General features: G+C 36.3%; 22 protein-coding genes. 6 read left to right on the top strand and 16 right to left on the bottom strand.

The features are described 5' to 3' along the window. Nucleotides 1-42: 42 nt before the first annotated feature. From KRR19_RS05240 to KRR19_RS05260, 5 genes are all read right to left on the bottom strand, one after another. Entirely contained in the window at nucleotides 43-1578 is a 1536-nt protein-coding gene (locus KRR19_RS05240; protein ID WP_023015417.1) for an SLC13 family permease, read from the bottom strand. A 281-nt stretch (nucleotides 1579-1859) separates the two neighbouring features. Beyond that, nucleotides 1860-2798 carry a malate dehydrogenase gene (gene mdh, locus KRR19_RS05245; RefSeq protein ID WP_002481481.1) on the bottom strand — a complete coding sequence of 313 codons (939 nt, stop codon included), beginning with the start codon at nucleotides 2796-2798 and terminating at the stop codon, nucleotides 1860-1862. 190 nt (nucleotides 2799-2988) lie between these two features. Continuing rightward, the gene (locus KRR19_RS05250) at nucleotides 2989-3276 is read right to left on the bottom strand and encodes a hypothetical protein (RefSeq protein ID WP_216733511.1); all 288 of its coding nucleotides are present in this window, start codon (nucleotides 3274-3276) and stop codon (nucleotides 2989-2991) included. Between the two features lie 25 nt (nucleotides 3277-3301). Further along, nucleotides 3302-4210 carry an aldo/keto reductase gene (locus KRR19_RS05255; protein ID WP_070625979.1) on the bottom strand — a complete coding sequence of 303 codons (909 nt, stop codon included), beginning with the start codon at nucleotides 4208-4210 and terminating at the stop codon, nucleotides 3302-3304. Between the two features lie 196 nt (nucleotides 4211-4406). Further along, complete coding sequence (locus tag KRR19_RS05260) at nucleotides 4407-5336, bottom strand: CobW family GTP-binding protein (RefSeq protein ID WP_023015419.1); 930 nt, start codon at nucleotides 5334-5336, stop codon at nucleotides 4407-4409. 248 nt (nucleotides 5337-5584) lie between these two features. Between KRR19_RS05260 and KRR19_RS05265 the strand changes: the two genes are divergently transcribed. Continuing rightward, the gene (locus KRR19_RS05265) at nucleotides 5585-6025 is read left to right on the top strand and encodes a MarR family winged helix-turn-helix transcriptional regulator (protein ID WP_023015420.1); all 441 of its coding nucleotides are present in this window, start codon (nucleotides 5585-5587) and stop codon (nucleotides 6023-6025) included. Nucleotides 6026-6205: 180 nt separating this feature from the next. Here KRR19_RS05265 and cydC read toward each other — a convergent pair whose 3' ends face one another. Beyond that, nucleotides 6206-7873: a thiol reductant ABC exporter subunit CydC gene (gene cydC, locus KRR19_RS05270; protein ID WP_156666943.1), complete on the bottom strand. Its 1668-nt coding sequence runs from the start codon at nucleotides 7871-7873 to the stop codon at nucleotides 6206-6208. Then, nucleotides 7870-9510, bottom strand: coding sequence for an ABC transporter ATP-binding protein/permease (locus tag KRR19_RS05275; RefSeq protein ID WP_156666944.1), 1641 nt, complete (start codon nucleotides 9508-9510; stop codon nucleotides 7870-7872). The genes cydC and KRR19_RS05275 overlap by 4 nt, the downstream gene beginning before the upstream one ends. A gap of 419 nt (nucleotides 9511-9929) precedes the next feature. On the opposite strand from KRR19_RS05275, the gene KRR19_RS05280 reads away from it, so the two are divergent. The 4 genes from KRR19_RS05280 (at nucleotide 9930) to KRR19_RS05295 (ending at nucleotide 12738) form a co-directional block, all read left to right on the top strand. Next, on the top strand, nucleotides 9930-10829 hold the full coding sequence (locus KRR19_RS05280) for an undecaprenyl-diphosphate phosphatase (RefSeq protein WP_002481473.1): 900 nt from the start codon (nucleotides 9930-9932) through the stop codon (nucleotides 10827-10829). Nucleotides 10830-10995: 166 nt separating this feature from the next. Next, nucleotides 10996-11697, top strand: a complete 702-nt coding sequence (locus KRR19_RS05285; RefSeq protein WP_057510181.1) for a hypothetical protein — start codon at nucleotides 10996-10998, stop codon at nucleotides 11695-11697. Continuing rightward, the gene (locus KRR19_RS05290) at nucleotides 11698-12150 is read left to right on the top strand and encodes a YaiI/YqxD family protein (RefSeq protein WP_002481471.1); all 453 of its coding nucleotides are present in this window, start codon (nucleotides 11698-11700) and stop codon (nucleotides 12148-12150) included. Between the two features lie 12 nt (nucleotides 12151-12162). Then, a complete protein-coding gene (locus KRR19_RS05295) occupies nucleotides 12163-12738 on the top strand; it encodes an LOG family protein (RefSeq protein WP_002481470.1) in 576 nt (191 codons plus the stop codon). A 75-nt stretch (nucleotides 12739-12813) separates the two neighbouring features. Here KRR19_RS05295 and KRR19_RS05300 read toward each other — a convergent pair whose 3' ends face one another. The 3 genes from KRR19_RS05300 to KRR19_RS05310 form a co-directional block, all read right to left on the bottom strand. Then, a complete protein-coding gene (locus KRR19_RS05300; RefSeq protein ID WP_002481469.1) occupies nucleotides 12814-13359 on the bottom strand; it encodes a GNAT family N-acetyltransferase in 546 nt (181 codons plus the stop codon). 178 nt (nucleotides 13360-13537) lie between these two features. Continuing rightward, nucleotides 13538-13849: a hypothetical protein gene (locus tag KRR19_RS05305; RefSeq protein WP_023015425.1), complete on the bottom strand. Its 312-nt coding sequence runs from the start codon at nucleotides 13847-13849 to the stop codon at nucleotides 13538-13540. Nucleotides 13850-13920: 71 nt separating this feature from the next. After that, nucleotides 13921-14301, bottom strand: coding sequence for an SA0632 family lipoprotein (locus tag KRR19_RS05310; protein WP_002481467.1), 381 nt, complete (start codon nucleotides 14299-14301; stop codon nucleotides 13921-13923). Between the two features lie 204 nt (nucleotides 14302-14505). On the opposite strand from KRR19_RS05310, the gene KRR19_RS05315 reads away from it, so the two are divergent. Further along, a complete protein-coding gene (locus KRR19_RS05315; RefSeq protein ID WP_002481466.1) occupies nucleotides 14506-15192 on the top strand; it encodes a DUF1129 family protein in 687 nt (228 codons plus the stop codon). Between the two features lie 77 nt (nucleotides 15193-15269). Here the strand turns inward: KRR19_RS05315 and KRR19_RS05320 are convergent, their stop codons facing one another. The 6 genes from KRR19_RS05320 to KRR19_RS05345 all read right to left on the bottom strand — a co-directional run. After that, complete coding sequence (locus tag KRR19_RS05320; RefSeq protein ID WP_002481465.1) at nucleotides 15270-15758, bottom strand: DUF456 domain-containing protein; 489 nt, start codon at nucleotides 15756-15758, stop codon at nucleotides 15270-15272. A 14-nt stretch (nucleotides 15759-15772) separates the two neighbouring features. Then, on the bottom strand, nucleotides 15773-16969 hold the full coding sequence (locus KRR19_RS05325) for a sugar efflux transporter (protein WP_156666945.1): 1197 nt from the start codon (nucleotides 16967-16969) through the stop codon (nucleotides 15773-15775). A 185-nt stretch (nucleotides 16970-17154) separates the two neighbouring features. After that, the gene (locus KRR19_RS05330; RefSeq protein ID WP_023015426.1) at nucleotides 17155-18024 is read right to left on the bottom strand and encodes a LysR family transcriptional regulator; all 870 of its coding nucleotides are present in this window, start codon (nucleotides 18022-18024) and stop codon (nucleotides 17155-17157) included. Between the two features lie 132 nt (nucleotides 18025-18156). Next, nucleotides 18157-18729, bottom strand: coding sequence for a ribonuclease FAU-1 family protein (locus tag KRR19_RS05335; RefSeq protein ID WP_002481462.1), 573 nt, complete (start codon nucleotides 18727-18729; stop codon nucleotides 18157-18159). Nucleotides 18730-18966: 237 nt separating this feature from the next. Continuing rightward, nucleotides 18967-19353, bottom strand: a complete 387-nt coding sequence (gene gvpU, locus KRR19_RS05340; protein WP_002481461.1) for a gas vesicle accessory protein GvpU — start codon at nucleotides 19351-19353, stop codon at nucleotides 18967-18969. A 21-nt stretch (nucleotides 19354-19374) separates the two neighbouring features. After that, nucleotides 19375-20589 (bottom strand): hypothetical protein (locus KRR19_RS05345; protein WP_216733512.1); only part of this gene is annotated, 1215 nt, incomplete at its 5' end.

Genomic DNA, 20589 nt, shown 5'->3' on the forward strand with positions numbered 1-20589 from the left:
CGATGGACCTGATGCCATCGTCTTTTTGAATTCATTATGATTTTATATTAAACCTAACCATTTCCAGTATGTGAAACTGAAGATCAGAATCAAGACATAACCTACTACTGTTAATGGAATACCTGCTTTCAAGAAGTCTTTAACTGTAAATGTACCTGAACCATAAGCTAACATGTTTTGTGGTGCACTTACTGGTAATAAGAAACCGAAACTAATTACAAATTGTTGGATCAACACAAAGCCGATGCTTTGATCGCCTAAATGTAATGTTGCTGTTAAAGAAATAAAGACTGGAATCAAAGCAGAAGATAAACTTGTTGCACTTGCGAAACCTAAATGAATTAAGATATTAAATAAAGTAATCAATGCGATTGTCGCAATCAATGGTAAATGTTGTAAGCCCATTAAACCGAACGTCTTATCACTTAACCACTGCGCACCGCCAGTATTTAATAATACGTTTCCGAGTGAGATACCAATACCAAAGACAATAATTGTTCCCCATGGAATATGTTTCTCCGCTTCTTTCCAACTCATCACACCAATTTTAGGTGTTAACATAATTGCCATCGCAACTAAAGTGATTGAAGATGAATCAATCGGATGTAATATTTTCTCAGTTGACCAGAATAATAATAATAAAACAGAAATCACAATCAAACGCCACTCACGTGGTGACACTGGGCCTAATTTATTTAATTCTTTCTGAATTAATTCTTTACCGCCCTTCACTTCTTTTTGTTCTGGCGGCATAACTTTCAACATAATGAAGTAAAGTGCAATCGACATTAAAATAGACCAAGGTGCTGCATATAAGAACCATTGTCCCCATGAAATATCATGACCAAAACTTTGGTTGATAAAGTTGACCGCAACGATATTTTGAGCCGCTGCTGTCTTAATACCGATGTTCCAAATAGATACTGCTTGTACTGCAGTGATAATTAATAAACCTGCAAGCTTACTTTCTTTAGAAGCTTTAAACGCCGCAATCATCCCTAACAAAATAGGTACAACTGCACCGGCACGCGCTGTCGCAGATGGTACGAAGAACGCTAAAATAATAGATACTATAATTGCACCCGCCACAATGCGATTAGTCTTATTACCCACAATCGATAAGACCAATAATGCTAAACGTTTATGCAAATTAGTAATCTGCATGGCAGCTGCTAAGAATAGTGCTGCTGCTACTAAAGCAACTGCTGAAGTTGAGAAACCACTGAATGCTAACTTCAAAGCATTGCCTGTTCCGAATAAATCCGCACCATGTAAAGCGGCACCATTTGCTTTAGGATTCCCTAGTTTTTCTGCTAAATCTTGTACAGGACTAAATCCTAATAATAGTATGATCAAAGCTACAATCATCGTTGAGGATACTGGATAAGAGACCGCTTCCGTCACCCACATAATGACCGCAAAGGCTAAAATCGCAAGTGACATTTTAGCCATTACCGGAATCCCGCTCACTGGTATCAACACAATCGCTATCAATACGATAAAGCTGATGATAATCCATAGCGGCTTCACACCCTTTTGCTTCTTGTCAGATTTTACTGATGCTTCCTTTCTTGCCATATTGATTTCCTCCCTTATTTGCTTAGTGTACTCAAGAAGTACGTATTTTAAATATTTGAAAAGACGGTACGCTTATCCAGTCCCATACATGCGTTCACCATTTTTCGAAATATTTAATCATTTTCAAGTCCATTATAACAAGAATGCGGTTACAAAAAGAGGGTTATTCGAAAATTTGTAGATTTTTTCACAATAAAACGAGAAAGTACAAAAAAGAGACGAACGCGTTAGAATCGTCCGTCTCCTGTTCCAATATATAATAATTTACTTTACCACATAGTTTATGAATATTTTAAAGCACTTTTTACTTCTTCTACCGCATCTGCTGAAGCTTTTAACTGTGCTTTTTCATCATCAGAAAGTTTTGTTTCAATGACTTGTTCGACACCATTTTCACCGATTAATGTCGGAACACCTAAACAAATATCATTAAAGCCATATTCGCCTTCTAAATACGTAATTGCAGGTAATACACGTCTTTCGTCTTTAAGTATCGCTGCAGCCATTTCAAAAATCGCAGCGGCTGGCGCATAATATGCTGAACCGTTGCCAAGCAAGCCGACAATTTCAGCTCCGCCTTTACGCGTACGGTCCACAATCGCATCGATTTTATCTTGTTCCAATAGTTCAGTGATTGGCACACCACCTACTGTAGTCGTACTTAATAACGGTACCATTGTATCTCCGTGGCCACCTAGTACTAATCCTGAAACGTCCGTACGCGCAACATCTAATGCTTCTGCGATAAATGTACGATAACGTGCTGTATCTAAAATACCTGATTGCCCTAACACACGATTTTTAGGGAAACCTGACAATTTATATACTGCATATGTCATCGCATCCACAGGATTCGTCAACACGATAATCGTGCTGTCCGGCGCATAAGTTTTAATACCCTCTGTCACTTGTGCCATTACCGATTCATTAATTTGAATCAAATCATCACGACTCATTCCAGGTTTACGTGCGACACCTGCAGTGATCACCACAATATCTGAACCAGTAATATCTTGATAATCAGATGTCCCTTTAATTTTGTTGTTGAAATTAAAAATCGGTCCGCTTTCCGAAATATCCAACGCTTTGCCGCGTGCTGGTTTTTCATTTTCAGGTTTATCTAATAACACCACATCTGCTAAAGTTTTTTCAGCTAACATAAATGCTAAGGTTGCACCTGTATGACCTGCACCAATAATTGCGACTTTTCTTTTCCCCATCTTGAATCCCCCTCAATACGAATTTATTTTTCTTTATACATTCTTATTTACTTTAAGAATATCAAAGCTAGTCCTATTAATAAAGAAAACGTTTTCATTTCTTTTGAATTCTTTATGACAATACAAAACTCCCTCTATATAGAGTGTTGAAAAACACTTATAGAGGGAGTTATTTTACTTATTTAATTGCTTAGTATCTGCCCGCAAATTGCGCAGTTGCTGAGATGGTAAACATGAGACCGACGAAGATTGTTAACACTAATAATAAAATCATCGTACGTGTGTAATGCTTAATAAACGCAACGAATAATAACACTGCGTTATAGATAAAGAAAATACCGAATAATGTCAGTACAACAGTTGGTGCTGAAAAAATCGTTGCAAAGAAAAAGACGATAATCGCAAAAATAATATATGGAAAGACGATAAGGTTACGTTCAAAGCGCATGCGCGCACGTGATTGTTCTTCTGAATTCATTTCTTATTCTCCTTTATTTCACTTATCAAGGGATGTCTTGACCTAAGACTGCAACATAAATATCAAACCATTCTTGATCTGTTAAAGTCAGTTCTAACCCTTTTACCGCATCTTGCATACGTTCAATTTGACTTGTACCCATGATTGGCATTATCGTAGCTGGATGTTTCACCAACCACGCTGTGACAATACTGGCTGGAGCCACATTATATTTATAAGCAAGTGGGCTGATGATAGACATGACACGTTTAGATTTAGCATCTTCTACATTCAGTAATTTACCGCCTGCAAGCGGACTCCATGCCATAATCTTAACGTCATCTCGATACATATGATCAATTGTTCCATCATAAATAGGTGCTGCATGATACGGTGAAACTTCTAGTTGATTCACTGCGATATGCAGTTTATGTGATTTGATACCTTGGTTCAGCAAATCATACTGTGTGTTATTAAAGTTAGAAACACCGAATGATTTAATTTTACCTGCTTCTACTAAAACATCAAGCGCATCTCTGACTTCATTTGGATCCATGAGCGGAGATGGACGATGAATCAACAACGTATCAAGTACGTCTGTTTGTAGATTCTGCAATGAACGGTTCACCGCTTCTACAATATGTTGTTTGCTTAAATCGTAACGATGGCCATCAAATTGTGCGAATTGATCGGTCGGCAAGATAATACCGCATTTCGAAACTAATTCAATTTGGTCTCTGAGTTCAGGTGACAAAGCCAATGCTTCTCCGAATAACTGTTCACAACGATAATCACCATAAATATCTGCATGGTCCATTGTCGTTACACCTAATTCGACTAACTGGTGCAAATAACGGTTTAAGTCTTGGGTTGTCATCTGCCAATCATTTAATCTCCAAAAACCTTGAATCATCTTTGAATAAGTTACGTTACGATTGATTTTAACACGATCCATTGTGTTTACCCCTCTCACTCATTTCATTTTTATTACAACTTATGTTAGCGCTTGCTAAATTTAAAAATGAGGTTCACTATAGTGTAGTAGGGATGCATAATGGATTAAAATATTTTAGTATTGTATTCCCTACAAATTCCTTGTACTATTAAACGTTGTATTCATTATAGTGTTACCTTGATATGCACGTCAATTTTCAAGTGAACTGCAATGCATCTAATTGATTGCGTAAACGCTCTTTATCGAGTTGTTCACCAATCAATACAATAGTATTTTGCACCTCATCTTGAATCGGCTCGTAATCTGGCAGCCCATTGGCGAATTGGAATAAATACGTTGTTTCTGGTGCATCTCTGAATCTTACATAACCTTTCAAACGATAGACGTTGTCTGGCAAACGTAAGATAAACTGGTAAAACATTTGTCTATCTATAGGCGAAGTAAAGGTATACGCAATTGAGCTGATACCATGGTGATGTAAATGTTGGTGTTTTGGCTTCATATTGACTGGCTCTAATGCCTGCAATTCATCAATATTGACTTGACCATAGGTTGTAAAATAGATGGCATCATTCGAATTGATTTGTTTTAAAGCTTCGATCAGCACTTGCTGCTCATCTTGGCTGATTAAATCTGTCTTATTGACAATCAGCGTTTGACTGACTGCAAGCTGTTCTTCCATCAATGCTTGCGTTGATTCAGAATAATCCGCACGATGTAAAAATCTAGGTGCGTCAACTAAACCGACCACAAGCGGCGGATTCACATAGTCAGTAAGCAATGGATCATAGCAAGCTTGGATGAGTTGAAGTGGATGTGCAATCCCTGTGGCTTCAATAATGACGAATTGTGACTGATTTTGATTGATTATTGCTGATAGTTGCGCGATAAGGTCTTGTTGTAAATCACAACAGACACATCCGTTCTGCAAGGAAATCGTTTGAACTTTATCTCCTAAAATTTTACTATCGACATCGAAATCACCAAATTCGTTCATAATTACAGTGATTTTCTCATCTCTTTTTAATAATTGCTCAGTATAATATTTAAGGAAAGACGTTTTACCGCTTCCTAGAAAACCTGTTACAATACAAATAGATAATTTACTATTATTATTTCGTTCCATTTTTAACACTCATTTCTAAAGGACTTAATGGTACAATCATTAATGGACATATTATATTATGTTACAACTTGATTTAATGCAAGATATCTTCTAAAATCAATGCATGCTTTAATTTTAACATGGCTTGTGAGGAGTCGACAAAATAGATAAAATTTCCATTTTTGTCACTGCTCAAACTTTCACAACAAGACGGAACGAATTCCGGTACACAGAAAAATATAACGGATAGAATGTCTGGAGGAGAACTTATGACTGAAAAACTTAATTTAGGCGGACGTTTATGCTTTAGTTTGTACAACGCTCAAAGACAAGTAAATCGCTACTATTCAAATAACGTTTTTAAGAAGTACAAATTAACTTACCCGCAGTTTTTAGTATTAACAATTTTATGGGAAGAATCACCAGTTAATGTGAAGAAAGTCGTTACTGAACTTGCATTAGATACTGGTACAGTATCCCCACTTTTAAAAAGAATGGAACAAGTAGATTTAATCAAAAGAGAGCGTTCTGAAGTCGATCAACGTGAAGTGTTTGTTCACTTAACTGAAAAGAGCGAAGCGATTGAAGAAGATTTAGGCGGTGCTTGTAACCACTTAGGCGATATCTCAGGATTAAACAAAAAAGAAGAAAAAGAATTGAATCGTTTATTAGATAAACTGATTGATTCTTTAACTAAGCAAAACTCATAATTTCGAATGCCATTAAAATTAGAGTGATAACTTGCATTTTTAGTTTTTTCACTTTTAAATAAAGCAAAAACAAAGCGGTTGAGACTTCTGTTATAGAGGTCTCAACCGCTTTTTCTATTTCTTCATTTTACTTCTCAGCGTTGGATTCAGTGTGCTTATCTTTTGAGTAAATACATAGTCTTATCGGTTTAAAGTCACCATGTCATAAAGTGCACCATGTTGTTGAAGCAAACTGTCATAAGTGCCACTTTCAATAATTTGACCTTCAATCATGACGATAATGCGATCAAATTGCGGTAACAATTCTAAATCATGCGTTGCGACAATAAGCGTCTCACTTTCGGTAAAGAGACGTTGCATCACATGATGGCTATTATGCCAATCTAATGCACGTGTCGGTTCGTCTATCAGCCAAACAGGTGCTGTTCTTAAGAATAATCTCGCAAGACAAATCCGCTGCAATTCTCCACCTGATAGTCCTTCCCCACTCATGGTAATTTCATAGTCTAAATCAATATACGCTAAACCTAAGTCATCTAAGACAGCACGCATTTCATTATCGCTGTAATCTGATAATAAATTATCACGCACTGTACCATCAAAGAGTTGCTGGTGCTGCAATAAGACATTAAACGTTTCTGCTTTAGACGCTTCAGACATCTCATATACTGATTGACCTTGATAAGTAACAGAACCTTGTGTTGTTTGATATAAACCAGCCAGCACTTGCAGTAAAGTACTCTTACCTGAACCTGAAGGTCCGATAATCGCAAGCTTTTCACCAGGCTGGATATCTAATTGAATGTGTTCTAATACCTTTGTAACTTGATGTTCATATTGGAAAGTCACATCGTCAACTGCTAGTATCTGCGTATTATTCACTTGTTTTGAACTTTCAGGTGTTTCTGGCACTTCTTGCAAGACCTCTTCAATTTCTACTAATGCTTGGTCTGTATCTGCTTTAAAGTAAGCCACATTACTCATCGTTACTGCTTGTTCAAATAACGTCAACAACATCAATACAATACTTGTTAAATAGATGACATCTAATTGTCCATTTTGAACTTGTATGACACCTAACCAAACACAAAAGAACAAGGCCAACATAGAAACTAAATCTAACATAAATTCATAAAGCGTTAAGAAACGTTGTTCATTACGTTGTTGATGGCTGTATTTAGAGAGTGCCTTAAGTACAGATTGATGATAGGGTTTTAATTGTTTGAATCGTGCTAGTTCTTCATAGCCTTCTTTATAGTCGTAGAAGCGGCTTAAAAATGATGATTCATCTTGAGCTGCTCGTGCGTTCAATAATTGTGCACGCTTCGCAGAAATCCAAGGTAAGACACCTAATGAAATTAACATACTGACTAATAATAAGACGGCATGCATCCAAGAAAAGAACCACAAGGTTAATATCGTAATAGCTGCCGTGATACCAATAACCACAGGCGGATAATAAACGCGTAAATAAATATTCTGTAACGCTTCTACGCGTGATACCATTCGTGCAATCAAATCACTGGATTTAAATTTACGATAAATATCCGGTACAACTTGAATCAAGCCTTTGAAGAATTGTGTTCTGACGTCTCTTAACATCGTGAAAGTTGTTCGATGTGAGTATAAACGTTCAAAATAACGCATAATCGCACGGATAATCCCAAACATTTTCACGCTGACCACTAAGACAATCAAACCATATAACGGTACATTTTTCGCAGCTTGCGCAATCATTAAACCACTTAAAAAGAACATACCGATTGCGACTAAACTACCGATGACTCCAAACAATATCGCTAAAGCTAAATCTTTATCTAACTTAAATTGAATGCCGCGTCGTTTCATTGTCTATCACGTCCTTTGGCTCTTTGCGTGGAAATGACTTGATCATCTGTAATCATATGGCCACCTTCCATATAAATACGACGTTGTGCCATACGAATTGTACTTTCACGGTGTGCAATCATAATAACGGTACTTTCTTTAAAATAAGTATTCAGTGCTTCTTGAATCGTACGCTCTGTCCAAACATCTAAACCTGTGGCTGGCTCATCAAAAACAACCAATTCTGGTTGTGCTAACAATACACGCGATAATTCAATACGTCGCATTTGCCCGCCTGATAACATCTCGCCGCCTTCTCCGATATACGTTTCAATACCTTGAGGCAATTGATTGATTTTTTCCATTAAACCAACCGCTGCTAACACCTCAATCACCTTTTCATCCTCAACCGCTTCAAACATTGAGACATTTTCTTTAATTGTCGCATTGAAAATATAAGGTTGTTGACTTAACACACCCATTTTTAAGTGTTCGAATTGAAAAGAAACATAGCCAGCTGTCGGTTGTCTGTGCTGTAAAATCAATTCAGAAAGTGTCGTCTTCCCTGCACCGCTTGGACCGACTAAGGCAATCTGTTCACCTTCATAAATATTAAAGCTCACATCTTTAACTGCTGCTCTATCTGCTTCTGGATAACGATAAGATACATGTTCCAACTGAATCAACGCCTCTTGTTTAGGATTGACGTGTTGTTTGGTTAAAGTAGCGTTATCCATTTCTTGATCAAGCGCATCGAATACGACATCTGCTGCTCCTTCACTTTGTTTACCAATATGGAATGCTTGGCCAAGGTCTTTAATAGAGTTGTAGAACTCTGGTGCTAAAATAATCGCAATCGCAGCTGTTTCGAAAGTAAGATTATGAAAGAGCACCAAACCAAGCCCTGCTTCTAGCGCAACTAAGCCAATACCTAACAAACTGATAAATTCCAATAGCAACCCAGATAAAAAGGCGCTGCGTAAAATATTCATTGTTAAATCTCTAAAGCGTGTGCTTTCTTGATAAATAGCTTGTTCAGCTTGTTTAGAACGGTTGAATAATTTTAAAGTGACTAAGCCTTGCGCTAAGTTTAAGAAGCGCTGGCTGAATTGTGTTAAATAAGTCATTTGTTCCTTAGATTCATCACGTGTTTTTAATCCGAAAATGATATAGAACACAGGAATAAAAGGTGCTGTCACCATCATAATAATCGCAGTATTCAAATGAATAAAACACATCGCAATAATAATCACTACAGGTACAAGTACTGCTTTAAACACTTGAGGTAAGTAATCTTGATAAAATGGCGTAATTCCATCAATACTTTCAGTCATCACACTCATTTGAGCACCGACAGGTTGTTTCGTGTGATGATCTACCATACGACGACGCAGTGTGCCTTTCACTTTATATGCGAGTTCTGTCCCCATCCATTGATTGGACATATTCAATACTGCACGTAATAATAAAGCGGCCAATAAAATCATCAATAACGTTGAAATATGGTAATGATGCGAATTCTGAATCAGCATTTTATCTAACACTTTCGCAATGGTCACATTTTGTACGACTACAATCACAGCTAATAGTGCACAAATGATACCCATGACGATGGGGTATTGCTTGTATTTCAGTGCGTAACGCATTAAATGTTTCATCTTTTTTCACCCTTTTTATTTAATCAGGCATCGATTAATTTTGACACAATAAAGGTGGAACACGTATGTATGTCATGCATACTTGTCCCACCCACTTTACTATCGTTTCATCTTTAATTAATAGATATCAGGACGTCTTATGTCCTTAATAGTCATTTGTGTCAAAAATGTCTTATCTTCAACTTAAAACATATAAGTAGAATTTTCAATTTATTCGACTCAAAATTAATTTCAAATAAGAAATTAACCTTCAAAGTTTTGTCATAATTTTTGAAAGACCTACATCTTAAGTCTTATCTTTCAATTTACTACGAGAATTAGTAGCACAAAGATTTTTTTATGTGCTATCATAAAAGTTGTTTCAACTGGTATTTACATACATTCATACAAAATATATTTTGAAATAAGGAAGGTACACTATGTTATTGTTAGAATTACTCAAAGCGCTGATTTTGGGGATTGTCGAAGGTTTGACAGAATTTGCGCCTGTATCCTCAACAGGACATATGATTCTTGTAGACGACATCTGGCTGAAATCGACGAGCTTCTTAGGATCAGAATCCGCATTCACCTTTAAGATCGTCATACAGTTAGGTTCTGTATTTGCGGCAGCGTGGGTATTTAGAAACCGTTATTTTGAAATGTTCCGCCTTGGAAAGTATAAACATACTGCACCATCTACGGAACATACTGAAGGAGAAACTTTAAGCAGAACGGCTCAATCTAAACACAAACGTCTAACGATTTGGCACGTTTTAGTAGGGATGATTCCTGCTGGTGTTTTAGGTTTATTATTCGATGATTTAATCGAAACATACTTATTCAGTGTGCCGACTGTTATGATTGGACTTTTATTAGGTGCGTTCTATATGATTTTCGCACAAAAGTTCAGCCGTCGTTATGCACACCGTGAGCATCTTGATCAAATTACTTATGTTCAAGCATTTATTATTGGTTTATCACAAGCGGTTGCGATGTGGCCAGGGTTCAGTCGAAGCGGCTCAACAATTTCAACTGGGGTATTAATGAAATTAAACTATAAAGCTGCCTCTGACTTCACATTTATTATGGCTGTACCAGTTATGTTAGCCGCAAGTGGTTTATCATTGGTAAAACATATGGAATATATTCATTTAAATCACATTCCGTTTTACTTAATCGGCTTTATTGCCGCATTCTTATTCGGATTATTATCTATCCGCTTATTCTTAAACTTAATTAACCGTATTAAATTGGTACCTTTTGCGATTTACCGTATTATTTTAGTTATCTTTATCGCAATCCTTTATTTCGGATTCGGAATCGGAAAAGGCATTTAATTGATACACTCGCCAGCATTGAATTTCAATGCTGGTTTTTTTCATACCTTCAATTACTGATGCTTTAATCGATGGAAAAAGTTATGTATGATACAAGGGTATTCGTTTATCCCCTAATCAGTCGGGGTATTTAAATGTTATATACTAATAAATGGAGGCCATTCAAATGGAGAAGAAACGATTAATTAGAACATTGTTAACGGTATTACCTATCATTCTTGTACCTTTAATTGTGGAAAGAAAACGCATCAAAGATCATCCTGATGTACAAAAATTGAATGATAAAACCGCAGGTTTAAGACAAAGTGTTTCTGACAAGTCTTCACAATTTGCGAGCGGTGTATCAGATAAATCTTCTAAAGCTGCGTCAGCGGTTTCTAATAAATCTTCTGACCTTAAACAATATGTAAGCGAGAAGAAACAAGAAATCGAAGAAAAACGCCAAGCTAAAAAAGAAGCGAAAGCCAATGACCCAGAACGCATCAAAGCTAAAGGTGACAAATTAGAAAAACAAAACGCTAAAGAAGCTGAAAAAATGGCGAAGAAATTAGAGAAAAACATTGAAAAACGCCATAAAAAAGAAGATAAAGATTCAGAAGCAACTCGTAAACGTCTCGTGAAAGAATTAAAAGACGCTCAGAAATACGAGAAAAAAGTCGGACTTGTACCAGGCGGTCAATCTGACAAACAACTTCACAATAAAGGTGAAGAACTTGAACAAGAAAATAAAGATGAAGCTTATGACATGAACCGTATTTTAGAAGATCGCATTGAACAACGTTTAAAAGCTGAAGAAGAAGCTAGACGTGCCAACGAAGAAGAACGCATCGCAGAGATTCAAAAACATGAAAATAAGCCGAATCTCTAAATGACACAAGTCATTATTGATGGTGATGCTTGTCCCGTTACAGATTCAATTATTCAATTGACTGAAGGGACAGGCATTTTTGTTGTGTTGGTACGTAGTTATGCACACTTTTCAATGCGAGATTATCCTGACCATGTTCGTGTCGTTTACGTCGATGATGGTCCTGATCAAGTGGATTATAAAATTGTTCAATTAGCCAAGCCAAATGACATTGTAGTCACACAAGATTATGGTTTAGCTAACCTATTGATTAATAAAATACAGTACGTGATGCATCATAATGGTATGCTATATAGTGATAAGAATATTAATTCCTTACTCGAACAACGTTATTTGAATGCACAAACCAGACGTCAAGGCGGACGTCATAAAGGTCCGAAAAAGTTCTCAGAAGAGACACGCAATCATTTTGAGCAAGCATTTAAACGTGTAATCAATCAGATTTCTTCTTAGGAGATGACATTTATGAGTAAATTAAAACGTATTGCAGTATTTTGCGGCGCAAGCAGAGGGAAAGATAAAGTTTATATGGAGCAAGGCTATGCTTTAGGTAAATACATGGCAGAAAATGGTTATACTTTAGTCTACGGTGCCGGCTCTGTCGGTGTAATGGGCGCAATTTCTAATGGCGTCTTAGATAACGGTGGAGAAGCGATTGGTGTGATGCCGAAAAGCTTAGATGATAAAGAAATTACGAGTCAACGCTTAACAGATTTAGTGTTAGTAGATTCACTTCATGGTCGCAAAGCCAAAATGAGTGAATTAGCCGATGCATTTATCTTAGCACCTGGCGGCGCTGGTTCACTTGAAGAGTTCTTTGAAACATATAGTTGGGCACAAATCGGTATCCACGATAAACCGATGGCAGTTTTTAATATCAACAATTTTTTCGAACCGCTTCAACAACTCATTGAATCTATGATTGAAGCTGGTTTTATTGATGATAAATATCGCGGCTTAGCTCCGCTTTATGATAACTTAGATGATTTATTCGACGGTTTAGAACACTATCGTTCTGTCGGTACACGTACTTATGATTAACACTTCTAAATTAAATAACATACTCTATGTTCATTCCAAACAAAAAGCGAGAAACGTCACCTTGAGTTTCTCGCTTTATTCATTCAGCTTTTTATAATATCTGACTTGTGTTTTTAATGGATGTGCTGCTGACACATTCGGTAATTCATAGTCCTCTAAATATGTCATACCGATTTTTTCCATCACTCTTCTTGAAGCCATATTTGTTTTGGCTGTCAGACTATAAACTTCTTCGATACCTTTTTCTTTGGCATATTCAAGCACTGCTTTTGCCCCTTCTGTTGCGATACCATTGTCCCAAACCTCAGGTATCAAACGCCATCCAATTTCAAAGAAAGGCAGATCTTTAAATGGATACTGACTGCGTTTAGGGAGATAATTCAATCCGATAAAGCCAATCCATTCTCCGCTTTCTTTCAATTCTACCGCAAATAAACCAATGCCTGATTGTTTCAGTTGTTTCTGCATCGCCTGCATATCCAATTCAGAACGGCGATAGCTTAATATACTTGGGAAGAATCTGCGAACTTGTCGATTCGCATTCATTTTTTGAAATGGCAATAAATCTTTATCTTCCCAATCTCTTAACTTTAAACGTTGTGTTTCCAAATATACACTCATTTGATTCCACCTCGTACACCCATTCAATCTCTTGTGCTCTATCTAAAAAATCGATATACAAAAAAGCACTTTAGTAAAGTGTTCTCTAATCATGATAGTAATGCAAAGCGATATGACTTCACTTATAAGCGCCTTTTTGTATACTTTATAAGATTGTCGAAATTACTTATAGTTGCGATTATGCTTGAGGAAATTCAGAACGCGTATTATAACTGATTAATTGAACAGTTACAGGCACTTCTTGTAAACGATCACGTTCGCTTTTAGGTGCTGTAAATACTACGTCAACAAAATCGCCTAAATGACTTAATTTATAAGTTGCTTCAAATGTATCTGTATCTGATTCAAAATTAGGCTTTTGCGCAACTCTGCGTCTTACTTGTGCTGAAGGCGCATCATGTTGGTAGCCTGTAATTTTTTCGATGGCTTTGCCGACTTCTCTTAAAGTCATCTTATTACCTTCTAATTCAAAAAATTGTTGTTCGTACATGATTCAATCGACTCCTTTAGTTCGTTTATCCATTACCTATTTAATACCCTTCTGACTTTTCAAACAAACGCTTAAGACGGTTTGTTTTCTTTCTTGTCAGAATGCGGTGTGTGTGATTTTTGATCACTTTCTTTTGTTGTGTTAGATGACGTTTTTGCTGCTTTTTCCTTTTTATCTTTAGCTTCTTGTTCTTTTTTAGCTTTGTCTTCTGCTTCAGATTGTTGTTTTGCTCTTTCTGTCGCAACTTTATCTTTCACTTCATCTTCTAACTTATCTACACGTTCTTTCACTGATTTTTGTTCTTTTTCCAACTTCTCTTTTTTATCTTTCAACTGTTTATTTTCTTTCTCTAGTTGTTTGATATCATTCTCAAGCGCTGTCTTCTCGTCACTTTTACCGCAAGCACTTAACATTAAAGTTGAAGCTAACAGCACCATCATCACTTTTTTCATGTATCTTTAACTCCTTTTACCATGAATCCAACGCCTATGTAACGTCAATTTGCTATGTATATTTTACCATGTATCCGGCTTCGCTCATAGTTTCCACGCATACACTAAAAAAAGAAAGCGAGATATTGCTTCAATCATTGATTTATGCGCGCAATTTAGTCATAATATGCTTGATTGTATAATATGAATCGGAGGGCAAAAGCAATGGCTAAATCTACAGAACAATTGATGCGCGAAAATAACGTAAAAGCGTTGCATCTTAATAATACAGACCGCGAAATTTTCGAAAGCTATATGACTTATATTCGTGCTGATTTACGCGTCAACCCTCATGATTCTGAATTAATGTTGAATCGTATTTTAAAAGAACTGCTAAAATCAGAAAACCAGGGTATGTTAGCCATGGATTTCTTTGATCATAATCCTCGTGCGCATGCGAAAGAAACGATTAAAAAACTAAAAAACGAAACGGTACAAAATATTTTCAAATATATTTGGCATCACATTTTGTTTTTACTTGGTATTTTTGCGTTCTTTAAAGGATTTATAGGCTTCTTCATAGGTGAAAAACCTATCTATTATTTCACATTCCCAATCATCGTTTTAATGGGATTATTTATCATCTTTTTATTCGTATGGTGGATTTTTAAAACGGTACAAATACAAGCTTTCAATAAGTCTAACTGGGTTTGGCTTTTAACTTATGCGGTTATTTTCGGCTTAATTGCGCTGTTATTTTATGTCTTATATATCCCGCAATCTTACCTTACATTTGGTCCGTCCATCCATATTGGTAATTGGACATTTATTATTGTCTCATTCATCATCACGCCAATTGCGTTTTATGTCGACCATCATTTTGTGAAGAAAAACAGCAATACTTATTTATGATAAATTAAAAAACAGCCTCAAAAGCAAGATTATCTTTGCTTTTGAGGCTGTTAGTGTTTGCACTATTTCTCAATAATTTAGTTAATTAAAATTGCTAAGAAGAACCAAATGACCATAATGATCATGACCATGGCTTGAGCTGCAGTGCTTGCTAAAAAGCCGACAACTGAACCAAAACTGGCTTTAAGTGCAGTCATTGGGTCACGTCTTAATACCATTTCTACAATAAACACTGCGATTAACGGAACTAAAATAATACCGAATGGTGGGAAAACAAAACAACCGACAATCACACCGATTAAAGCTGTGATTTCCCCTGCTTTAGAACCGCCAAAGCGTCTAGTGAAGTATTGGCTCATCATCAGATCAGCCACAAAAATAAAGATTGTTAAAATAATCATTGAGATATAAAAGACCCAAGATAATTTTCCGTTATGAAAACCGATTTGATAAATTAAAAATCCAATCCACATCATTGGCATTGATGGGATAACAGGTTTAATCAAACCAATAAATGCGGTAACGAAACACGCAATAATCAATAGCCATAAAATTGTTGCTAGCATGGTAAACCTCTTTCTTATTCAATAAATTTCTGCTCTTTCGTAAAGAAGATTAAAATCATTCCTAATGCTAAAGAAGCAGCGGATACATAGAATACATTCCCTAATCCTACGATTTGACTCATCACACCGCCAAGTAAATTCCCACATAATTGACCTATTACAAGCGCATTCGCAAAGAGTGTTGAAGAATAACCCGGGAAATCAGGCAGGATGTCTTGGAAGTAACTGATACCAATCCCTAATAATACCGCTAAAAACATTGCTAAAAAGACTTGCCCAAGCATCATCATATAAATGTTATCAAACACTCCGATACTGAAGAAGAAGAGTGCACCAAACAAGACGCCGAATATCAATAAGGTTCTTGTTTCAAGTTTCGCAGACAAAACACCTAGGATAATCATAAATGGCACTTCTAAGCCTGCACACAAGCTCGCAAGCACTCCGACATAGTCTTCACTCTCATGAAGATAATTCGTCACAAATAGAGGCATATTAAGCGTGTACATCCACTGTCCAATATGGAGTAAGATAAATGCAACAAATGGTACGATTAACTTCTTGTGTGTCAACATACTTGGGGCTTTACGCTCGATATGTGTCCCTTCTTCAATTGGGCGATTTGTTTTCACTTCTTTAAAGAAGAAGACTTGAAGTAACAGTGTAAATAATAAAATAACTACTGTACCGCCGAACAAACCGGCATAGCCCATACTTTTATTTAACAAAGCTCCGATTAACGGACCAAATAAGAATCCGAACGAGAACATAGAACGTAATACTGTATTAGCAAATTTTGCACGACCGCGTGAAGAGGATGCATTAATAGATTCACGAGCTGAAGCATAAAGTTGAGGCATTGCAGGTGCGAACAAACCTTGGAACAAAGCATATAACGCAATATACAGCCAGATTGTATGAACATAGAAGTAAATACCGAAACTCATTGCGCCCATAAACAGCGCACCGATAATTAAGACTTTACGGTTTACATTCCCTCTGTCAGAAAAACGTGCCACAATGGTATTAACAGTAAACTGACTGATTGCGGCTAGTGCTAATAAGACACCGAACTGAGTAGTTGTCATACCAAGTTCATTTGTCGCAAATAAAACAAGATAAGGAATCGTAATCGCAATCCCCATACCGACCAGCATCATATTAACTACGAATAATTTATAATTTTTAATGTGCAGTAACGCTGCAAACATAGTCTAACCTCTCTTAAAACTTATTTAGATAATCTCTAGTTTAATCAATTTTCTTACCTTTTGGAATAGATGTACAAAGATTTCCATTAAAACAGCATATAATTTCAAAAAGCGGCGTTTCTATATAGAAATCTTCACACAAGAGAAAAAGACACCCTAGCTAGGATGTCTTATTTACACATCAGTTAATTCTGCGGAGCTTTCGCAATATCATTTACGACTAATTCTACAAATGATTCCACTTGTGGCAATTGCAACATACTAGAATCGTAACTTAGATAGGTTGAACGCACTAACGGATGTGTTTCTATATCAACTTGCTCAAAGTCAAAACGTTCTGTGTCTAAATCTTTTACCATAATTTCTGGTAATACAGTTACACCTACACCGCCGACTAACATTTCTTTACAAGTCGCAACTTGGTCTACGGATATCATCGCATGATAATCACGTCCTAAATTACGACCATACCATTCTTTAATCTGGTTAATATAAATCGGATCAGCTTGAAACTCAATAAACGGCAGTTCTGGTGCTTTATCTCTTTGACCCTTAGGATAAATAAAATAATGTTTATCATTAAACAAATGCTGATTGTTCAAATTCAAAATCTTGCTTCCACGGATAATCATCACGTGATAATCACGATGATGCGCTTTTATATGATCAGTAGAACCTACTTTTACTTGAATTTCAACATTGGGGTATTGATCGTTATAGTGACTAAGTATTTGGGGTAATAAAGTTTGGCCGATTAAAGAAGAGCACCCTATAGAGATAGTGCCATTTACTTCGCCCATATGTGCTTGCATCTTATCAAAAAATAAACGCTCGCGCTTCAACATGTCGCGCGCATGTTCAATAACCATCGCACCTTCAGTTGTAGTGATCAACTGCTTCTTAGTACGAATAAAAATATCAACGCCGAAGGCACTTTCTATGGCCTTTAATCGTTGTGTTACAGCAGGTTGAGAAATATAAAGAATTTCAGCTGCTTTACGCAATGTACGTGTTTCATCCAACGTGATTAACAAACGGTAATCCTCAATCTTCACGTTTTATCCTCCTACTTCCTTCAATCCTTTTCTACTATGAAATAAAAACCATGCGGCAGTCTTATGACAGCGACAGCATGGTACCTTTCATACAAACACTCTTTCACACTGTATGCTGGGTTCTCCTGACTGTTATCCTCGGTGATGATGCGTCGTATGTTTATCGTTTAAATACTTATGTTTAATCTTATTATAGCAATACATGATATTTTCTTGCATACTTGGAAAATCATGATCAATCTTCATCATTAACTGATGTGCAATGATGTATGCTTCGTGATATTGTTTCTTCGAAATTTGTTTTGTTTCTAATGCTCGTAATAAATCATCCTCGTCAACCAACTCATATTCTCCATTAGGCAATACAATAACATCTAAGCATAAATCTACTGTGCGTGCTTTACCTTTTTGCGTGATATTTTTAATATTGATATCGAAATAATATTCAAGTGGGTTGCCTTTTTCATCTAGCATCACTGTTATACTGTAACGTTTCTTATCCGGTACAATTTGAAGCCATTGATAGTTATCATCTGCGACTATCATGGTTTTACCGACGACAGAAACTTTTAAAGGTTCCTTTACTTTCTTCATTGTGATTAAGCCAATGATTCCTTTGAATTTATTATTATTCACCTTAACTTCAGTATAATCTCTTTCAATCAGACGACGCCAGTGACGTTTGTCGATGTATTTTACTTTCACTGTCACCAACTCCTTGACATTATTATATAAAACTGTCACATACATGTCACTCAATGTTTGATATTATTAAAAGTATTACACAAATTAAAAGCTCTTTTTACAAGTTGTACACATAACAATGGAGTCCTGTAAGTAAAACAGAAATAGCTTACAACAATAGAAAGGACCGTACTTTCAGCTGATAAGTACGGTCCCTTGTTTTATATCACACTATTTATTCAGTGCTTATATTAAGTTTTAATTACTTTTAATTTTCCCTAAAAAGAAACTGTTTACTTCGCTTAATTTACCTCTCCAAATCAACTTACCACTTGAAGGTGTAGGTTTATTCTCACTGATAAAGATACTTGTATCTTTTAAGTGAATATAATTGATTTCATCGTTATCACTTTCAGCGGCATAGTCACCAGCTTCATCTAAGTCTTCGCTAAATTGTTTAGACGTTGCATTGCCGCCTTTAAATGATTTGCTTAATGTTTTAAAGTATTCTTTCGCTGAAATCAATGTACCAGTCACAATGGCACCGTCGACTAATAACGAAATATCTAGAGTAAAGTCGTCTTCGTTTGCGGCTTTTACAAATGATTCAAGAATATCATCTTTAGATGTTTGTTTGTTACTCATTATATCATTCCTCTCGTTTAATTATCTGTCACCTGTGTCATCATGACTTTCTATCCACGTTCCAGCTTTTTCTTCAGACGTTTCTTCTTGCTTCTTAGTGGTCTGTGTTTTTTCTTTTTGCCTAGAAGAGGTTTCTTCTTGTTCTTCTTGAAGTTTTTCTTCAGGTTCTTTTTCATCTTGTTGATTTGTTTTAGTTTCTTGTCTTTCATTTTCTTCAATTTCTTCTGATTGTTCGTCATCACTATCATCCTTTTTGAACAGGCTTGCCGTTGATGTTTTCAAGCCTTTGAGTTTTGCTCTGGCAACTTGGTTGAATTGAGTGTCTTTTTCTTTTGAACCCTTCTCTTCCTCGTTGTCTTCATCTTTAGTTTGTTCAGGTTCAGTTGGCATCTTTGAGTTTTTAGATTCCCCCGTTGCCTTTTCTTTACTATCATTTTTTTCGCTTTCATCATCTTCGTCAGATTGATTATCTGGTTTAGAATTATCAGCTTTTTTCTTTGATGTAGATTTCTTAGGCTGTTTTGTTTTCGAATTAGACTCATCTGATTCAGTTGAATCTTCCTCTGCTTCGTCTTCGGATTCCTCATCGTCTGATTTACTATCTTCTTCGGATTCTTTTTTCTCATCTGAAGCTTCATCTTTATCGTCAGAAGTGTCATCAACTTTAGAATCTTCAGCTTGTTTTTTGGACTCTTCAGCCTCATCGTCTGATTCTTCTTCTGATTGATCAGATTCATCTGCTTCTGATGTCTCATCATCTGATTTTGATTCAGACTCTTCTTCTGATTCTGGTTTTTCTGAAGTTCTTTCAGCTGATGCTTTTGATGTTTTCTCATCCGCTTCAGGTTCTTCTGATGCTTCTTCGTCTTTTGAAGTATCTTCTTTAGAATCTTCAGCTTCGTCTTTAGACTCTTCAGTCTCACCCTCTGATTCTTCTTCTGATTCCTCAGATTCATCTGTTTCTGATGTCTCATCATCCGATTCTGATTCAGACTCTTCTTCTGATTCTGGTTTTTCTGAAGTTCTTTCAGCTGATGCTTTTGATGTTTTCTCATCCGCTTCAGGTTCTTCTGATGCTTCTTCGTCTTTTGAAGTATCTTCTTTAGAATCTTCAGCTTCGTCTTTAGACTCTTCAGTCTCACCCTCTGATTCTTCTTCTGATTCCTCAGATTCATCTGTTTCTGATGTCTCATCATCCGATTCTGATTCAGACTCTTCTTCTGATTCTGGTTTTTC

The sequence above is a fragment of the Staphylococcus sp. CWZ226 genome (genome assembly GCF_018986355.1).
Classification (GTDB): Bacteria; Bacillota; Bacilli; order Staphylococcales; family Staphylococcaceae; genus Staphylococcus; species Staphylococcus simulans.